Below are 17,404 nucleotides of genomic sequence, written 5' to 3' on the forward strand. Positions count from 1 at the left end.
TAATCCTTTTCTAATTTTGTTTTATTCTGCGTTGTCTAAAAAATCTTTGATTTTATCGACATATCGATCAAAAAATGATCTTCTAATTTTTGTTTCTGTAGATTCTTCTTTAGCGACGTTATTTCTAACTTCTCTTATATCTTCGATAGTTTCTACTCTTTCAACGTAATTTTCTTCTACTTCGTATCGCTGTTGTACGGGTTGTTGCGGTTGAGCTGGAACATTTCTGTAAACTACTTTTGGCTGTTCATTTACAATCTCCATTCTTACAGCACTTTGTGTACTATTTTCAATACTATTCATTACTAAACCAACTGCGGTTGCAAATAACGGACTAGAGATTTCTTCGCTAGAATTTCCTGCTAAGTGTTCGTTTGGATATCCAATTCTGGTATCCATCCCTGTAATGTACTCCACTAATTGCTTAATGTGTTTTAGTTGAGCGCCACCACCTGTAAGAACGATTCCCGCAATTAATTTTTTACGAGGATCTTCGTGTCCGTAAGCCTTAATTTCGGCAAAAACCTGTTCTACTATTTCTACTACACGAGCATGAATAATTTTAGATAAGTTTTTAAGCGAAATTTCTTTTGGCTCTCTTCCTCTTAAACCTGGAATAGAAACAATTTCGTTGTCTTTATTTTCTCCTGGCCAAGCTGATCCGAATTTTATTTTTAATAACTCTGCTTGTTTTTCGATAATCGAACAACCTTCTTTAATATCATCTGTAATTACATTTCCTCCAAAAGGGATTACTGCTGTATGACGAATGATTCCGTCTTTAAAAATGGCTAAATCTGTTGTCCCGCCTCCGATATCAATTAGAGCTACTCCTGCTTCTTTTTCTTCCTGACTTAAAACTGCATCTGCTGAGGCTAAAGGCTCTAATGTCAAGCCTGACAATTCGATTCCTGAACTCTGGATACATCTTCCAACATTTCTGATTGATGATGCCTGACCAACTACTACGTGAAAACTAGATTCTAATCTTCCACCATACATCCCGATTGGTTCTTTAATCTCAGATTGTCCGTCAATTTTAAATTCTTGTGGCAAAACGTGAATAATTTCTTCTCCCGGTAGCATCGCAAGTTTATTTACTTGGTCAATCAAAAGTTGAATATCTTTTTCGCCTATTACTTCTTCCGGATTATTACGGCTGATGTAATCTGTATGCTGTATACTTCTTATGTGTTGTCCTGCAATACCTACAACTACATCTTTAATTTTATAACCTGAATTATTCTCTGCTTCAAGTATTGCTTGTTGAATTGATTGAATTGTTTGAGTAATGTTGTTTACAACACCTCTAGCAACTCCAAGGCTTTTGGATTTACCAATACCTAAGATTTCCAACTTACCATACTCATTCTTCTTGCCGATCATGGCAACTATCTTTGTCGTTCCAATATCTAGACCTACTGCAATGTTATCTTTTTCCATTTTCTATTATTTTGTGCAAACTACTTGTTCCGTAAACCTAAGGTCAATTTTATTGTATTTATATAACGAACTATCTAAAACTGCTTTTTGAAAAAAAGCTTTATAATTTCTAAATTTCTTATCAACATTCATCGTTCTGCCAAAATCAATGAAGTAATTATAATTTCGATTATACATTTTTAGGCTACCATTCGGCATAATCTCTATTGCAATGATGTTTTTTTTCAAAAACTCATCGTCATAAATCGTGCGAAATAGCGCTGCTAAATCTTCGTTATTTTTTTTATTAATTGCCCCTGAAACAAGAGGAACTCGCGCTGTAAAATTATCAGACAAAGGCATTTTATCTCCCTCATAGTCAATATAAAAAGACTGTTCACCATCATAAACTCTTGCTATTGGTGTCTTCTGTTTTACTACCGCTTTTAGAACGCCATCGATACTTACAAAAACATTTGACTTCTCAATCATGTCTTGCGCATCAAGGGTTTTTTCAATCTTATTCAAATCTAACTCATCTTTTCTAATACTGGAAGCGTCTCTTTTATTTTCTATCAACAATTTATTAACCGTTTCCGGCTTCACAAAAAGCGTATTTTCTCCTACAAAAACAACCATAGATTTCTTCAATTTTCGATCTCCGTTTCGATGTTGCGCAAACGAATACAAAAATAGTACAAGCACAAAAATGAGAATTAATCGAATATTTGTCCAATTAAATATTTTCATTTAGCATTTTTTTGATTGATGGAACCATTTCTCCAAGATCTCCAGCTCCTATTGTTACAATTATTGGCGCATCACTGGCTTTGATTTCCGCTAATAAACTTTCTTTTGCAACAATTTTTTTATTCGAATTTGTCATTTTTCCCAAAAGCCATTCCGATGTAATTCCTTCCATCGGTAATTCACGTGCAGGATAAATATCCATTAATAACACTTCATCAAATTGCGATAAACTTTCAGCAAATCCATCAGCAAAATCTCTAGTTCTACTAAATAAATGCGGCTGAAAAATTGCTAAAACTTTACGTTCCGGATACAATTCCCTAACTGCTTGATGTACTGCATTTATCTCTGTTGGATGATGTGCATAATCATCTATATAAACAAGATTATCTGACTTAATTTGATACGAAAAACGCCTTCTAATTCCGTTGAATGAAGCAATGGCTTTTGCAATAGACTCGGTTGGGGTGCCGAAAGTTTTCGCCATCGCAATAGCCATCAATCCATTCATTAAATTATGTTTTCCCGGTAGTCCAAAATGAAGATCTTTCATTATTTCTGATGGCGTTTGCACATCAAAAACATAACTTCCATCTTCTATACGAACATTGAACGCTTTATATACAGCATCTTCATTTATAGCACATTGAACTCCCTCAAGCGGCAATTCTTTTGTTATAAAAAGATTATTTTTATCTTCTACTTTTGATGCAAACTCTACAAACGAAGCTTCTATTGCTTCACTTGTTCCGTAAATATCTAAATGATCTGCATCCATAGATGTGATACAAGCGATATTTGGATGTAGGTGCAAAAATGAACGATCAAATTCATCTGCCTCAACAACAGTTACAGTTTTTCCATTTCCAATTAAATTAGAATTGTAATTTTCTACAATTCCACCCACAAATGCCGTAACATCTGCGCCACTTTCATATAAAATATGCCCTAAAATACTAGAGGTCGTTGTTTTACCATGTGTTCCCGCAACAGCAAAACTAAAAGTACCTTTGGTTATAATTCCTAAAACCTCGGCACGTTTTTTAACTTCATATTGTCTTTCAACAAAGTAATTCCACTCTGAATGTGTTTTTGGTACAGCCGGTGTAAAAATCACTAATGTATTCTCAACGTAGTAATCATTAGGAATCAAACTAATATTATCTTCAAAATGAATATCAATACCACTTTCAATTAATTCACTTGTTAGCATTGACGGCGTTTTATCATAACCCGAAACTCGTTTCCCTATATTTTTAAAATAGCGAGCCAAAGCACTCATTCCGATGCCTCCGATACCAATAAAATAAACGTTTTGTATTTGATTTAAATTCATTTTCTTTTTTTATTTGCAAATTATTCTAAAATCATATAGACTAGTTCTGAAAAAATATAAGCAACTAAAATTGCCATTATTAATGAACCTAAATTTCTTATTGATTTACTAAAATATTTTTTGTCATTTTTATAATCAAAGTAATATGCAACTCCAATCAACATAATAACCAGAAAAAATATAATTAGAATAAAATTCATTAAATATTCTTATTTAATTAACTTCACGATCTCTGCAACAATTGCCTGAGTCGCTTTTGGCATCGCCAGCTTTTTAATATTGTCACTTAGTTGTTTTTGTTTTCCTTGATCTTTCAACAGCGCTTCAAAAACAATACTAAATTCACTTTCCAATTCTGATTCTTTCAATAGAATTGCTCCTTTTTCATCGACAATTGCTTGCGCATTTTTTGTTTGATGATCTTCGGCAACATTTGGCGACGGAATAAAAATTACCGGTTTCCCTACAATACATAATTCCGAAACCGATGATGCTCCTGCTCTTGAAATAATTACGTCTGCAGCTGCATAAACAAAATCCATTCTTTCTATAAAATCAACAACTCTTACGTTTTGCTGATTGTATTTTTTATAATCTTCAAAATATAATTTTCCGCATTGCCAGATTATCTGAACATCTTGAGAAAGTATATTTTGTAATTCTTTTTCAATTAACTGATTGATTCTTCTAGCTCCTAAACTTCCTCCTAAAACTAATAATGTTTTTTTATTCGGATCTAAACCATAAAAAGCAATTGCTTCGTCACGTTTACTATCAATATCAATTAAATCCTGACGAACTGGATTCCCTGTTAAAACGATCTTTTCTTTCGGAAAAAATCTTTCTAAATTTTCGTAAGCAACACAAATTGCATTTGCCTTTTTACTCAAGAGCTTATTTGTAATTCCAGGAAAAGAATTTTGCTCTTGAACTACCGTCGGAATTCCTGCCGAACCTGCCGCTTGCAATAATGGTCCGCTGGCAAAACCTCCTGTACCTATTACTACATTTGGCTTGAATTGTTTTATAATTCGTCTTGACTCTAGCAAACTTGTTGCCAATTTTAACGGAAACATTAAATTTTGCAAAGTCAATTTTCGTTGTAAGCCAGCTATCCAAAGACCTTTTATTTCGTAACCAGCCTGAGGCACTTTTTGCATTTCCATTTTATCTCTGGCGCCCACAAAAAGAAATTCTGCATCAGGAAATTGTAATTTTAATTCGTTTGCAATCGCAATTGCAGGATAAATATGCCCTCCTGTACCGCCACCACTTAGTATGAATTTATACTGTGTCATATTTTTTAAAAGTTACGACGTTTTAAAAACTATCCTATTTTTAAACTTTATTTATTTAATACTGCATTCATCGGATTTCTTGAATTATCTTCGATTGAATACATTCCTTGTTCTTCATATATTTCTTCAACCGACAAATCTTCTTCTGATAATTCTTTATCAATTAATCTTTGAAGTGCTTCTTTACGTCTTTCTTTTTCTTCTTGTTCTTCGGCAATTTCTTCCTCTTTCTTGGTTACACTAATGATAATTCCGAGAGAGAAACAAGTCATCCAGATCGAACTACCACCACTACTGATTAACGGAAGTGTTTGCCCAGTTACAGGTAATAATTCGACCGCAACTGCCATATTAATCATCGCCTGAAATATCATGGGAAACCCGAGACCAACGACGACTAATTTTCCAAATAACGTGGTAGCTTTATGTGAAGCTATTACAAATCTGAATAATAATAACAGATACAAAACCAATATAGCTACTCCGCCCACTAAACCATATTCTTCTACAATAATAGCATAAATAAAATCCGAAGATGATTGTGGTAAAAAATTTTTCTGAACACTTTTTCCTGGTCCTACTCCACCTAATCTACCAGATGCAATTGCAATTTTTGCTTTTTCAATTTGATAATCGTCTTCATCTGGTTTGTCTGTGGTAAAGTTCGTAATACGACTTTCCCAAGTTGACACCCTACTAAAGAATCTTGATTCCGGAAATGCTTTGGCAACCAAAAGAAAGAACAACAACATCCCGATTCCTGATCCTATAATAAAACCAATATACTTTAACGGATATCGACCAATAAACGTTAACATAATTACCATTGCAAATATCAACGCTGTGGTCGAAAAGTTGGCTGGTAATATAAGTGCCAATGTTATAAAAACCGGTAACCAAAGTTGTATTAATGATACTTGAAATGGCTCATTTTCTTCTTTGGTTTTAGACAAATAACGCGCAACAAATATGAATAAAATACTAGCTGCTAAAGTCGAAGTCTGAAACGTAATACCAATAAACGGCACCTGAATCCAACGACTTGCGTTTGCTCCCGCAATTACAGTTCCTTTAAGTAATGTATAAAGCAAAAGAAACCAAACTACCGGTAAAGCTATTTTTGAAATAGCTCTAAAATAATGATACGGTACTCTGTGTACCCAATAAATTATCAAGAAACCAATACAAACGTGAGCTAAATGTTTTACTAAATAACCTAAAGTATTCCCAGTTCCGTGACCAATATAAGCCAAGTTACTACTCGCACTAAAAACAGGCATAAACGAAAACAGTGCTAATAAAGCCACGAATGACCATATTACTCTATCTCCTTTTAATTTGTTTACTAACTCCTTCATTCCTCTTTAGTTTCAAGTTTTTCTTGTTTCAGGTTTCAAGTTCTCACAACATGAAACTTGAAACATATTTTTTCTACAAGTTGTGCACAGCTTGCTTAAACTGTTTTCCTCTGTCTTCATAGTTTTCGAATAAATCGAAACTCGCGCAGGCTGGAGATAACAAAACAGCATCACCTTTTTCAGTTAAACGTTGAGCAGTTTTTACAGCATCGTTCATATTATTTACTTCTACCATGATATCAACAACGTTTCCAAAAGCGTTGATGATTTTATGATTATCAACTCCTAGGCAAATAATTGCTTTTACTTTCTCACGAACTAATGACATTAATTCGTTGTAATCGTTTCCTTTATCAACTCCTCCAACAATCCAAACTGTTGGAACATTCATACTGTCTAAAGCAAAGAACGTAGCGTTTACATTTGTTGCTTTTGAATCATTGATATATTGAACATTCTGAATTTTAAGAACTTTCTCTAAACGGTGCTCAACACCTTGAAAATTAGATAAACTTTCGCGTATTGTTGCATTTCTAATTTGCATCAACTTCGCTACAGAGCTTGCTGCCATTGCGTTTTTCATGTTATGTTTTCCTTCTAACGCAATGTGTTCTGTTTCCATTGTAAACTCTTCTTGGTTAATCTTTATTTCCATTTTGTTGTTATTTATAGAAGCCCCTTCATCAAATTTTTCAGTCAATGAAAAAGGAATTAATTTTGCTTTTGTTTTGTTATTTTTTAACCATTCTGAAATTGCTTCATCATCTGCATCATAAATAAGATAATCGCTTTCGGTTTGATTCATTGTTATTCGAAACTTTGAATCGATATACTTGTGATATTTATACTCGTATCGATCTAAATGATCTGGACTAATATTCGTTATTATGGCAATATCTGGCCTGTAATCTATAATTCCGTCAAGCTGAAAACTACTAAGTTCCAATACGTAGGCATCGAATTTATTCTCAGCTACCTGCCATGCAAAACTTTTTCCAATGTTCCCTCCTAAACCAACATTTAAACCTGCTGATTTTAGCAAGTGATGCGTTAACATTGTCGTTGTAGTCTTTCCGTTACTACCTGTAATTCCAATTGTTAATGCTTCTGTGAAAGGCTTTGCAAACTCTATCTCCGAGATTACTTTAATTCCTGCCGCGAGTAGCTTCTGTACGATTGGAGATTTCTCTGGAATTCCCGGACTTTTCATGACGACATCGGCATTTAAAATCAGGTCTTCTGTATGACGCTCTTCTTCCCAGGCAATTTTATTAATGATAAGAACTTCTTTATAGCTTTCTTTAATCTTTCCAAAATCCGATACAAAAACATCATATCCTTTTTTCTTCCCGAGAATAGCGGTACCTACACCACTTTCCCCTCCACCTAATACTACTAGCCTCATCTATCTTAATTTTAGGGTAACAATTGATAATATGGCTAACATGATCGCAACAATCCAGAATCTGGTTACAATTTTACTTTCGTGATATCCTTTCTTTTGATAATGATGATGCAATGGCGACATCAGGAAAATTCTTCGACCTTCGCCAAAACGTTTTTTGGTGTATTTAAAATAAGCCACTTGAATAATTACTGAAGCACTTTCTGCTAAGAAAATACCACAGAATAAAACAATCAATATTTCTTTTCTAACAGCAATAGCCAAAACCGCAATGATTCCTCCAATTGTCAAACTTCCTGTATCTCCCATAAAAACGGAAGCGGGAAATGAATTGTACCAAAGAAATCCTATTAAAGCTCCTACAAATGCGGATATAAAAACGGTCATTTCTCCCGAATTAGGGATATACATGATATTTAAATAATTGGAGAATATAATATTCCCCGAAAGGAATGTAAATATTCCAAGCGCAAGAACCGATATTGCCGATGTTCCTGCAGCGAGCCCATCAATTCCATCCGTTAAGTTTGCTCCATTTGAAACTGCTGTGATGATAAAAATAACAACTGGTATAAATACTAACCATGCCCATTTTTCGTAACCATCTCCCATAAATGACAGAACTTCAGCGTAGTCAAATTCATTATTTTTCACAAAAGGAATTGTTGTTGCTGTAGATTTTTCTTCAACCGGAGCAGGTAAAACCACAGTTGTATTGGCAGATTTAAAAACATCTGTTCTTCCTGTATCGGTTCTCACTGTTACTGCCGGATTAAAATAAAGAACAGATCCAACGATAATTCCTAAACCAACTTGTCCAATAACTTTAAAAATCCCTTTAAGTCCTTGTTTGTCTTTTTTGAATATTTTAATATAATCATCAACAAAACCAATTGTTCCCATCCAAAGTGTGGTTACAATAAGCAAGACGATATAAATATTATGCAAACGAGCAAATAACAAAACAGGTACAAGCGTAGCAAAAATGATAATAAGCCCTCCCATTGTTGGTGTTCCTGCTTTTTCATTTTGACCTGCAAGACCTAACTCACGAACAGTTTCACCAACTTGCTGATTGCGCAAGAAGTTAATAATCCTTTTTCCGTAAATTGTAGATAAAAGCAACGACAGCATAAATGCCAGCGCCGATCTAAACGTGATGTACTGAAAAACTCCTGTTCCAGGTATATCAAGTGTTTTGTCAAAATATTCAAATAAATAGTATAGCATATATCTTGGTTTATTTGGTTAATCGTTAATTTGTTTATTCGTAAGTTTTTGATTTAGTAATTATTCTACTAAACGAATAATCAATTAACTGATTAAACTCCTTACTTTTTTAATTGTTCTAAAATCTCTTTTACGGTTTCCATATCATCAAAATGATGGCGAACACCATTTATTTCCTGATAGGTTTCATGACCTTTACCTGCGATTAGAATTATATCATTTGGCTGAGCCAATTGACAAGCGGTTTTTATAGCTTGCTTTCTATCTGTAATTCTCAATAACTTTTTATAATTATGAGCTCCAACGCCTTTTTCCATTTCATCTAGAATCACTTCGGGATCTTCATTTCTTGGATTGTCTGAAGTTAAAATCGCTTTATCACTAAGATCTGTAGCGATTTTAGCCATAATAGGTCTTTTGGTTTTATCTCTGTTTCCGCCACAACCTACAACCGAAATTAATTGCTCGTTTTTGGTACGGATATCATTTATTGTTTTTAAAACATTATCCAAGGCGTCCGGCGTATGCGCATAATCTACAATTGCAGTAATATTACCTGCCGAAACAATATATTGAAAACGACCCGAAACACTTTCTAAATCAGACAGTAAGCGTAACGCTTCGAGACTATCCATCCCTAATTCTACCGCTGTTCCGTAGATTGCCAAAACGTTGTATGCATTAAAAGTCCCAATTAGTTTTACCCAAACTTCATTATCGTTTACTTTCAACAGTAAACCAGACAATTGACTTTCTAATATTGTTGCTTTAAAATCAGCATAAGATTTTAGTGCATAAGTGAATTTTCTTGCTACGGTGTTTTGCAACATCACAGGTCCGTTTTTATCATCTACGTTTGATAAAGCAAAAGCTGTTTTTGGCAACGAATCAAAAAATGACTTTTTCACATCTCTGTATTCCGCAAATGTTGGATGATAATCTAAATGATCATGCGACAAATTGGTGAAAATTCCACCAACAAAATGCAAAGCTTCTGTTCTTTTTTGATGAATTCCGTGCGAACTCACTTCCATAAAACAATGTGTTACTCCTGCTTCAATCATTTCATTTAAATAATGATTGATTGTAATTGAATCCGGAGTTGTATGTGTTGCTTTATATTCTGTTTGATCGATCATAATTTTTACCGTTGACAATAAACCAACTTTAAAACCTGCTTTCTCAAACAATTGAAATAATAATGAAGCAATTGTTGTTTTTCCGTTTGTACCCGTTACACCAACTAATTTTAATTTTTCAGAAGGATTTCCAAAATAATTAGCAGCCATAAAAGCCAATGCTGTATTGGTATCTTTTACTTTGATGTAGGTAATTCCCTTTTCAACATTTTCTGGTAATGTATCGCAAATCACGGCGACTGCGCCTAATTGAATTGCTTTGTTGATATAATCGTGACCATCAGACAATGATCCGCGAATTGCTACAAAAACATCATTTTCTTCAATTTTTCTTGAATCAAAATCAATTTTATGTATATCAATTTCAGTCGAACCTGTTACAGATTCAATTGCTACTTTGTATAATATGTCTTTCAGTATTTTCACGATAATTCTAATACTATTGTTGTGTTTTTACTAATATTTTGTCCAGCTTGTAATGACTGTTTTTTTACTTTTCCAACTCCATTTACTTTTACTTTCAAACCTAAATTCTCTAGTAAAGCAATTGCATCCATTCCCGGCATTCCTTTTAAATCAGGAATCTGGCTTGATTTTTTATTTGCTTCTGCTGTATACTTATTATAACTATTGTCTTGTTTTGGAATTCTTGAATCTAGTTTTTTAATTTTATTTGTTGATGGGGCATCTGTAAAAATCTTTTGGGCAATTCTTTTAAAAACCGGCCCCGCAACATCTGCTCCGTAATAATTATTTTTTGATGTATTTGGTTTATGAACCACTACAATACAAGAATATTTAGGGTGATCTGCCGGAAAATAACCAACAAAAGAAGATGCGTAATACAATGCCGATTTCCCTTCTTTCCCTCCGTAATTTACCTGAGCGGTTCCTGTTTTTCCTGCCATCGAAAAATCTTTCGAATACAATTTTGATCCAGTTCCTTTTTTAACCACATTCTCTAATACAGCTTTCAGTTTTTTAATAGTTTCCGGCGAGCAAACTCTTGGGTTCATTACTTCAACATCAAATTTCTTGATGGTTTTGTTCCATTCTTTAATTTCAGAAACAAACTGAGGTTTTACCATTACGCCATTATTAGCAACCGAATTATAAAATGCAAGTGTTTGCATTGGTGTTACCGAAACTCCGTAACCAAAAGCCATCCACGGAAGTGAAACTCCTGACCAATGTTTATCTCCGGGTTGCGGAATATATGGTCTTCCTTCTCCTTGAAAATGCAATCCTAATCTCTTACTTAACCCATAGTTATTAATGTGATTCACAAATTTTGATGGATTACTTTTGTAATTATCATAAACCGCCTGAACCATTACCGTATTTGATGAAAGTTCGAATCCGCGCGCCAATGTCACCTTTCCATAACCACCTCTATGCGAATCAGTAACAGAACGTCCATAATATTTCACTTGTCCGTTGTGACTATCGTAAACTGTGCTTGTATCTGCTACTTTATCATCTAAAATTGCCATTAAATCGACTAACTTAAAAGTAGATCCAGGCTCATGAGATTCTGCTACAGCATAATTTGTGGTTTCATAATAAGTCCCATCTACTGCCCTTCCAAGATTTGAAATCGCTTTTACATGTCCTGTTTCTGTCTCCATAACCACTACACAACCGTGATCTGCTTCGTACTCTTCTAGCTGTTTCAACAAAGCATGATGTGCAATATCCTGAATAAAAACATCTATTGTAGAAATTACATCATAACCATCTATTGGGTCTACTTCATTTAAATCACGAATAGGTTTCCATTGTCCTTTGGCAATTTTTTGCTTTAAAATCTTACCGTCTTTTCCGTTCAAATATGTTTTAAAAGCCCACTCGATTCCTTTACCTACTTCTACTCCTGTTGCAGGATCGATACGATCGTAACCAATAGTTCTTTCGGCAATTTTTCCTATCGGATGTTTTCTAACGGTTTCTTGTTCGATAATTATTCCACCTTTAAAAGCACCTAAATTGAATAATGGAAATCCTTTTATTTTTACATATTCAGTATAACTCAAATTACGAGCGATCAAATAATAACGATTTTTATTCGCTCTTGCTTTTCTTAATTCCTTTTCAAAATAACTACCAGATTTTCCTAAAACTGTAACTAATGAATCTGACAATGCTTTTACATTCTTTTCAAAAGCTTCTGTTTTTGGTGCTTTTGCATCAAATCTAATTTCATAATTAGGAATTGATGTTGCCAACAAACTTCCGTCAGCCGAATAGATGTTCCCTTTGTTTGCCGGAATCACAAAATTTCTAACGGTACGTTGTTTTGCCAGTTTTCTATAATAATCACCTTCAACCCATTGAATATTAGTTAACTTAACAACAATAGCAATTGCCATCACAAAGATGAAAACTGCTACGAGGTAAATTCTGTAGGATATATGTTTATCTTCTACTGCCATATTCTTTTAAAGAAACTTTTCTCTTCTTCTTTTGTAACTTCTATTTTAACCGGAGGAACCGTTGATGGATGAATATCTTTTTTCTCCATCTCACTTGTCACAGTAGACTCCATTTTTAATTTTTGCAATTCAGAACGTCGGTCTACAAATTCAGATCGTAATTCTTTTACTTCATTACTCAACTTTGCAATTTCAAAAACCTTTTGTTCGTATCGTTGCGTATTTGCAATCATCAAAATCGCAAGCAGAATTATAAAAACAATGAATCGCCAGTTTTTAATTGCATCATCGTTAATAAGAAATCTTGCTTTTAATATTCCAAATACTCCACCTTTCATTTTTTCTACCTATATATATTATATCTTCTCCGCAATTCTCAATTTTGCACTTCTTGCTCTATTGTTGATTTTAATCTCAGCATCATCAGGAACAATCAATTTTCCGATTGTTTTGAATGGAACAGAGAAGTTTCCAAAAAAATCACGTTCTGGTTCTCCTTCAAACATTCCGTTTTTAATAAATCTTTTTACCAATCTATCTTCAAGAGAGTGATAAGAGATCACCGAGAATCTTCCGCCTGGATTTAAAATCTCTAATGATTGCTCTATAAATTCTTTTAAAACATCCATTTCCTGATTTACCTCGATTCGTATCGCCTGATAAATTTGAGCCAATATTTTATTACGAACTCTCTCTGGTAAATATTTCGCCAGAACGTCTTTTAACTCATCTGTCGTTTTAATTGGATAATCCTGTCTCGCTTCTACAATTGTTCTTGCTAAAACGGGAGCATTCTTCAACTCTCCATAATCAAAAAAAACACGACGTAAATCCTGTTCTTCATATTCGTTAACCACTCGATAAGCATTTAAATCATTTTTCTGACTCATCCGCATATCTAGTTCGGCATCAAATCTTGTCGAGAAACCTCGTTCAGGAACATCAAATTGATGTGATGAAACTCCTAAATCTGCCAAAATTCCATCTACACTTTTAACACCATGAAATCTCAAAAACCTTTTTATAAACCTAAAGTTCTCATTAATTAAGGTAAAGCGTTCATCTGGTAATGCATTTGCTAATGCATCTTCATCCTGATCAAAAGCAAATAATTTTCCGCTTGGCCCTAATCTTTTTAAAATTTCTTTTGAATGACCACCGCCACCAAACGTTACATCTACATAAACGCCATCTGGTTTAATATTTAAACCATCAACTGTAGGATGAAGCAAAACCGGATTATGATATTCCATTGTCGTCGTCATTAATATTTCCCATTACTTCTTCGGCTAGATCTGCAAAATCCATATCTTCGCCGCTTATTGATTTTTCATATAAATCCTTATCCCAAATCTCCACAATATTAACCGCAGATGAAAAAACAACATCTTTAGCAATACTTGAAAATGCTACCAAATCCTTTGGAACCAACAATCTCCCTAATGCATCAATTTCTACCACTTTAACACCAGCAGTAAATCTTCGGATGAAATCATTGTTCTTTTTTACAAAGCGATTTAGCTTGTTGATTTTTTGCATCATCAAGTCCCACTCTTCCATTGGATACAATTCTAAACACGGTTGAAAAACAGAGCGCTTCAAAACGAATCCGTTTTGAAGAGACGAAGCCAATTGCTTTTTTAAAGGCGCAGGCATCATTAGCCTCCCTTTAGCATCGACTTTACACTCATATGTCCCGACAATTGTGTTCAAGAAAAATTCATTAATATGTTATAGGACAAAAATATAAAAAATATTACCACATTTTACCACTATATACCACTTTGTTAATAAGTTTAACCACTTTTCTACCACCTCTCTTAATCAATACTCAATCAATAGTTTAACTAATTATTAGTCATTTCCCAACAACGCTGATCAATCAAAAAAATAACACACTATTTTTCTTAAAAAAATAACTATTCTGCTGATTTCTTAACATTTAGAAAACACAGCAAAAAAGACCATAAAAACTGATTTTTAAGCACTTACAAATTATCCGGAAATTATGTCGTTAAAAAACGGTAGCAAAAATTCATTTTTATTTATTAAACCCTATATTTGTCCAAATTGAAATTGGCATTAAATTAAATGGACAAACACTACAAAAAAGAAGGCAAATACAGCTATTATGAAGCTGGAGAAGGAACTCCTATCGTTATTTTACATGGCTTAATGGGAGGCCTTAGTAACTTTGATGCTGTAGCGGAATATTTTCCAACGAAAGGATACAAAGTTGTTATCCCGGATTTGCCAATATATACCCAAAGTATTTTAAAAACGAACGTAAAAAGCTTTGCAAAATATGTCAAAGATTTTATCACTTTTAAAGGTTTTGACAAAGTCATTTTGTTAGGAAACTCTTTAGGAGGACATATTGCGCTTTATCACACTAAATTATATCCTGAAAAAGTTGCAGGACTTGTAATTACAGGAAGTTCTGGTCTTTACGAAAGCGCAATGGGCGATAGTTACCCAAAAAGAGGTGACTACGAATACATCCGAAAGAAAGCCGAAGATGTATTTTACGACCCAAAAATAGCAACTCCGGAATTAATTGATGAAGTATACGCAACGGTTAACGATCGTATTAAATTGATTAAAACTTTGACTATTGCAAAAAGTGCAATTCGTCATAATATGGCCAAAGATTTACCAAAAATGACAGTTGAAACCTGTATTATTTGGGGTAAAAATGACGCTGTAACTCCCCCAAATGTTGCCGAAGAATTTGATAAATTATTGCCTAATTCAACTTTATATTGGATAGACAAATGCGGACACGCTGCTATGATGGAACATCCTCAGGAATTCAACACTATTCTTGAAGAATGGCTTACTAAGAAGAATTTATAGCACTTAACTTTCGATTTCAGGAGGTTTAAAAAACAAAACACATGAAAATTACAACCGCCGAATTTATTATTAGTAATTCTGAAGTTGCAAAATGTCCTCAAGATTTTTTGCCGGAATATGCTTTTATCGGGAGATCAAACGTAGGAAAATCTTCGTTGATCAATATGCTTACCAATCACAAAAATTTAGCTAAAACTTCTGGTAGACCCGGAAAAACTCAATTGATTAATCACTTTAAGATTAACAACAATTGGTTCTTGGTCGATTTACCAGGTTATGGTTATGCTAAAGTATCAAAAAAGACAAAATCAGTTTTTCAGCAATTCATTACAGATTATTTTGAAACGAGAGAACAATTAGTTTGTGCTTTTGTTTTAATCGATATTCGTCATGAAGCACAAAATATAGACATTGAATTCATGTCGTATATGGGAGAAAGCGAGATTCCGTTTTGTATTATCTTCACTAAAGCGGATAAAATAAGCAAGACAAAAATCGATTCGCATATTGCGGCTTACAAAAAACAAATGTTTGCCAACAACTGGGAAGAAATGCCACATTATTTCGTAACCTCAGCAACAGAACAAACTGGAAAAGATGAAGTTCTAAGTTATATAGACGAAGTTAATCAGGAGGTTTTTAAAAACAACTCGCAGTTTTAAATTCCAACACTAAATTAAATTCCAATAAAAAAAATCCCAAATTCCAATTTTACGTTCGGAATTTGGGATTTTTATTTTGTAGTCAAAATCTTCAAAAAACACATTTACAACTTACTAAACCAAAAAAATTAAACTACATTTGAAACAAATCAAATTTAGTTTATGAAGAATTTTAAAATAATTTCATTCCTATTTCTATTAATTTTATCATCGTGTCATACGCCACGTTACATGTTTATGACTGGCCAAAGAACTGGCGTTGATTTTACATCTGGAAAATGGCTTTTAAACGAATTAGATTGTCCAAAAAATTCTAAAGACAAAATGACTTCAGAATCTTTAAAATTTTTCAGAGAACAACTAGGAGACAGATTATCTTATATTAATGACGTGAATGGATTATTAACCACAAGGAAGATTCACTTAAATCCGAATAGCGTAAAACTAAAAGAACTCAAAGACGGAACAGGTTTTGATTTTTTTATCAATATTTCTACCAAAAAAAACAAAAGTGACTTTTCTAGTATAGAACTCTACCAGAACGATTACGAAACAGGAAAAAATGAAGCATCAGTAATTTTAGAAATATATGATCTAAATTTAAAGCAAATTATTTATTCTCAGAATGTAGTAGGTATTACTGAAAAAGGAAACACAAAATCGATGTGGGAAACTGAAAAGTCAGACAAACTCATAGACAATATAACATTCTATAAAAACACTAATAATTTGATGTTGGGAGCTTTAAAAAAAGCTTTTAAAGACTTAAAGAAAAGATCCATAAAATAACAAAACATCGGACGCATTAAAAAATCCCAAATTTCAAACTTACACTTGGAATTTGGGATTTTTTTATTGGAATTTAAATCCGCTATATTTTTTTAAGATAATCAAAAACTGCGGTAAGTTCTGTGCCATTTTTTACTGATTTATACCTTAAAATCTTCCACTCTTTAAAGATTAGAAATTGATATAAAATGTAAAACAAAGAATTAAAAAACCAAAAGTCAAGCAAAAATGGTTCTTCAAAAATTACAGAATCGGTATTACCACTTAAAAAAATACTCAAACTACTCGCCAGATAAATTATCAAACCATTACAGAAATACAAATAATCAGGCTTTCTACTTTTAAAATTTTGTATTAAAAAAATCAACGCATAAAATATCAGTAATCCAGAAGTGATTCCAATTTCCAGCAAATTAAACTTCCAGTAAAGATCTGGTGCATTGTAATATTGTACTGATAACGCCATTAAAACTAACACTAAAAAAACAAGAATCATCTTTTTTAAAAGAGCATTAGAAAGTAAACTGTAAAAGAACAGACTTAAAGATATGAATTGAAAAATAAAATAATAATGTGAGAGAAAAAAGTTTGATCCCGGATAAATGAATCCTATAATATTACAGCACAATTCCTCTACAAACAGAAGAATTAAATAAACCATAATAATAAGATACCTGACATCTTTATTTTTTCGGGTGCGATAAAAACAAATACTATTTATCAGCAA

15 protein-coding genes are annotated in these 17,404 nt (G+C 33.2%); 3 read left to right on the top strand and 12 right to left on the bottom strand.

All coding sequences use genetic code 11. The annotated features are described in order from the left end of the window. Window positions 1–21: 21 nt before the first annotated feature. The 12 genes from ftsA to IW18_RS10450 form a co-directional block, all read right to left on the bottom strand. Complete coding sequence (gene ftsA / locus IW18_RS10395; RefSeq protein WP_041517511.1) at window positions 22–1,443, bottom strand: cell division protein FtsA; 1,422 nt, start codon at window positions 1,441–1,443, stop codon at window positions 22–24. 6 nt (window positions 1,444–1,449) lie between these two features. Next, window positions 1,450–2,172: a cell division protein FtsQ/DivIB gene (locus IW18_RS10400; protein ID WP_041517512.1), complete on the bottom strand. Its 723-nt coding sequence runs from the start codon at window positions 2,170–2,172 to the stop codon at window positions 1,450–1,452. After that, window positions 2,159–3,508, bottom strand: coding sequence for a UDP-N-acetylmuramate--L-alanine ligase (gene murC / locus IW18_RS10405; RefSeq protein WP_041517513.1), 1,350 nt, complete (start codon window positions 3,506–3,508; stop codon window positions 2,159–2,161). The genes IW18_RS10400 and murC overlap by 14 nt, the downstream gene beginning before the upstream one ends. 209 nt (window positions 3,509–3,717) lie before the next feature. After that, entirely contained in the window at window positions 3,718–4,806 is a 1,089-nt protein-coding gene (murG, locus tag IW18_RS10410; protein ID WP_041517514.1) for an undecaprenyldiphospho-muramoylpentapeptide beta-N-acetylglucosaminyltransferase, read from the bottom strand. A gap of 47 nt (window positions 4,807–4,853) precedes the next feature. Beyond that, complete coding sequence (locus tag IW18_RS10415; RefSeq protein ID WP_041517515.1) at window positions 4,854–6,164, bottom strand: FtsW/RodA/SpoVE family cell cycle protein; 1,311 nt, start codon at window positions 6,162–6,164, stop codon at window positions 4,854–4,856. Between the two features lie 73 nt (window positions 6,165–6,237). Further along, the gene (murD, locus tag IW18_RS10420) at window positions 6,238–7,569 is read right to left on the bottom strand and encodes a UDP-N-acetylmuramoyl-L-alanine--D-glutamate ligase (protein ID WP_041517516.1); all 1,332 of its coding nucleotides are present in this window, start codon (window positions 7,567–7,569) and stop codon (window positions 6,238–6,240) included. Further along, window positions 7,570–8,799, bottom strand: coding sequence for a phospho-N-acetylmuramoyl-pentapeptide-transferase (mraY, locus tag IW18_RS10425; protein WP_041517517.1), 1,230 nt, complete (start codon window positions 8,797–8,799; stop codon window positions 7,570–7,572). A 101-nt stretch (window positions 8,800–8,900) separates the two neighbouring features. Beyond that, window positions 8,901–10,364 carry a UDP-N-acetylmuramoyl-L-alanyl-D-glutamate--2,6-diaminopimelate ligase gene (locus IW18_RS10430; protein WP_041517518.1) on the bottom strand — a complete coding sequence of 488 codons (1,464 nt, stop codon included), beginning with the start codon at window positions 10,362–10,364 and terminating at the stop codon, window positions 8,901–8,903. Next, the gene (locus IW18_RS10435; RefSeq protein WP_041517519.1) at window positions 10,361–12,370 is read right to left on the bottom strand and encodes a penicillin-binding protein; all 2,010 of its coding nucleotides are present in this window, start codon (window positions 12,368–12,370) and stop codon (window positions 10,361–10,363) included. Before IW18_RS10435 ends, IW18_RS10430 begins: the two co-directional genes overlap by 4 nt. Continuing rightward, window positions 12,361–12,708: an FtsL-like putative cell division protein gene (locus IW18_RS10440; protein ID WP_041517520.1), complete on the bottom strand. Its 348-nt coding sequence runs from the start codon at window positions 12,706–12,708 to the stop codon at window positions 12,361–12,363. Before IW18_RS10440 ends, IW18_RS10435 begins: the two co-directional genes overlap by 10 nt. Window positions 12,709–12,726: 18 nt before the next feature. Then, the gene (gene rsmH / locus IW18_RS10445) at window positions 12,727–13,635 is read right to left on the bottom strand and encodes a 16S rRNA (cytosine(1402)-N(4))-methyltransferase RsmH (protein WP_174232055.1); all 909 of its coding nucleotides are present in this window, start codon (window positions 13,633–13,635) and stop codon (window positions 12,727–12,729) included. Then, complete coding sequence (locus IW18_RS10450; protein ID WP_041517521.1) at window positions 13,610–14,083, bottom strand: division/cell wall cluster transcriptional repressor MraZ; 474 nt, start codon at window positions 14,081–14,083, stop codon at window positions 13,610–13,612. Before IW18_RS10450 ends, rsmH begins: the two co-directional genes overlap by 26 nt. Before the next feature lie 378 nt (window positions 14,084–14,461). Here IW18_RS10450 and IW18_RS10455 point away from each other — a divergent pair, with 378 nt between their 5' ends. From IW18_RS10455 to IW18_RS10465, 3 genes are all read left to right on the top strand, one after another. Further along, entirely contained in the window at window positions 14,462–15,226 is a 765-nt protein-coding gene (locus IW18_RS10455) for an alpha/beta fold hydrolase (protein WP_041517522.1), read from the top strand. Between the two features lie 41 nt (window positions 15,227–15,267). Then, the gene (yihA, locus tag IW18_RS10460) at window positions 15,268–15,888 is read left to right on the top strand and encodes a ribosome biogenesis GTP-binding protein YihA/YsxC (RefSeq protein ID WP_041517523.1); all 621 of its coding nucleotides are present in this window, start codon (window positions 15,268–15,270) and stop codon (window positions 15,886–15,888) included. A gap of 162 nt (window positions 15,889–16,050) precedes the next feature. Further along, window positions 16,051–16,677, top strand: coding sequence for a hypothetical protein (locus IW18_RS10465; RefSeq protein WP_123902522.1), 627 nt, complete (start codon window positions 16,051–16,053; stop codon window positions 16,675–16,677). Window positions 16,678–17,404: the final 727 nt, after the last annotated feature.

The sequence above is a fragment of the Flavobacterium hibernum genome, from assembly GCF_000832125.1.
In the GTDB taxonomy this organism is placed as follows: domain Bacteria; phylum Bacteroidota; class Bacteroidia; order Flavobacteriales; family Flavobacteriaceae; genus Flavobacterium; species Flavobacterium hibernum.

Coding starts and splice junctions, on each gene's coding strand:
- IW18_RS10440 (WP_041517520.1), bottom strand. CDS start 12,708: ATGAAAGGTGGAGTATTTGGAATATTAAAAGCAAGATTTCTTATTAAC.
- yihA (WP_041517523.1), top strand. CDS start 15,268: ATGAAAATTACAACCGCCGAATTTATTATTAGTAATTCTGAAGTTGCA.
- IW18_RS10415 (WP_041517515.1), bottom strand. CDS start 6,164: ATGAAGGAGTTAGTAAACAAATTAAAAGGAGATAGAGTAATATGGTCA.
- IW18_RS10455 (WP_041517522.1), top strand. CDS start 14,462: ATGGACAAACACTACAAAAAAGAAGGCAAATACAGCTATTATGAAGCT.
- murD (WP_041517516.1), bottom strand. CDS start 7,569: ATGAGGCTAGTAGTATTAGGTGGAGGGGAAAGTGGTGTAGGTACCGCT.
- IW18_RS10465 (WP_123902522.1), top strand. CDS start 16,051: ATGAAGAATTTTAAAATAATTTCATTCCTATTTCTATTAATTTTATCA.
- murG (WP_041517514.1), bottom strand. CDS start 4,806: ATGACACAGTATAAATTCATACTAAGTGGTGGCGGTACAGGAGGGCAT.
- IW18_RS10435 (WP_041517519.1), bottom strand. CDS start 12,370: ATGGCAGTAGAAGATAAACATATATCCTACAGAATTTACCTCGTAGCA.
- mraY (WP_041517517.1), bottom strand. CDS start 8,799: ATGCTATACTATTTATTTGAATATTTTGACAAAACACTTGATATACCT.
- murC (WP_041517513.1), bottom strand. CDS start 3,508: ATGAATTTAAATCAAATACAAAACGTTTATTTTATTGGTATCGGAGGC.
- IW18_RS10400 (WP_041517512.1), bottom strand. CDS start 2,172: ATGAAAATATTTAATTGGACAAATATTCGATTAATTCTCATTTTTGTG.
- rsmH (WP_174232055.1), bottom strand. CDS start 13,635: ATGACGACGACAATGGAATATCATAATCCGGTTTTGCTTCATCCTACA.
- ftsA (WP_041517511.1), bottom strand. CDS start 1,443: ATGGAAAAAGATAACATTGCAGTAGGTCTAGATATTGGAACGACAAAG.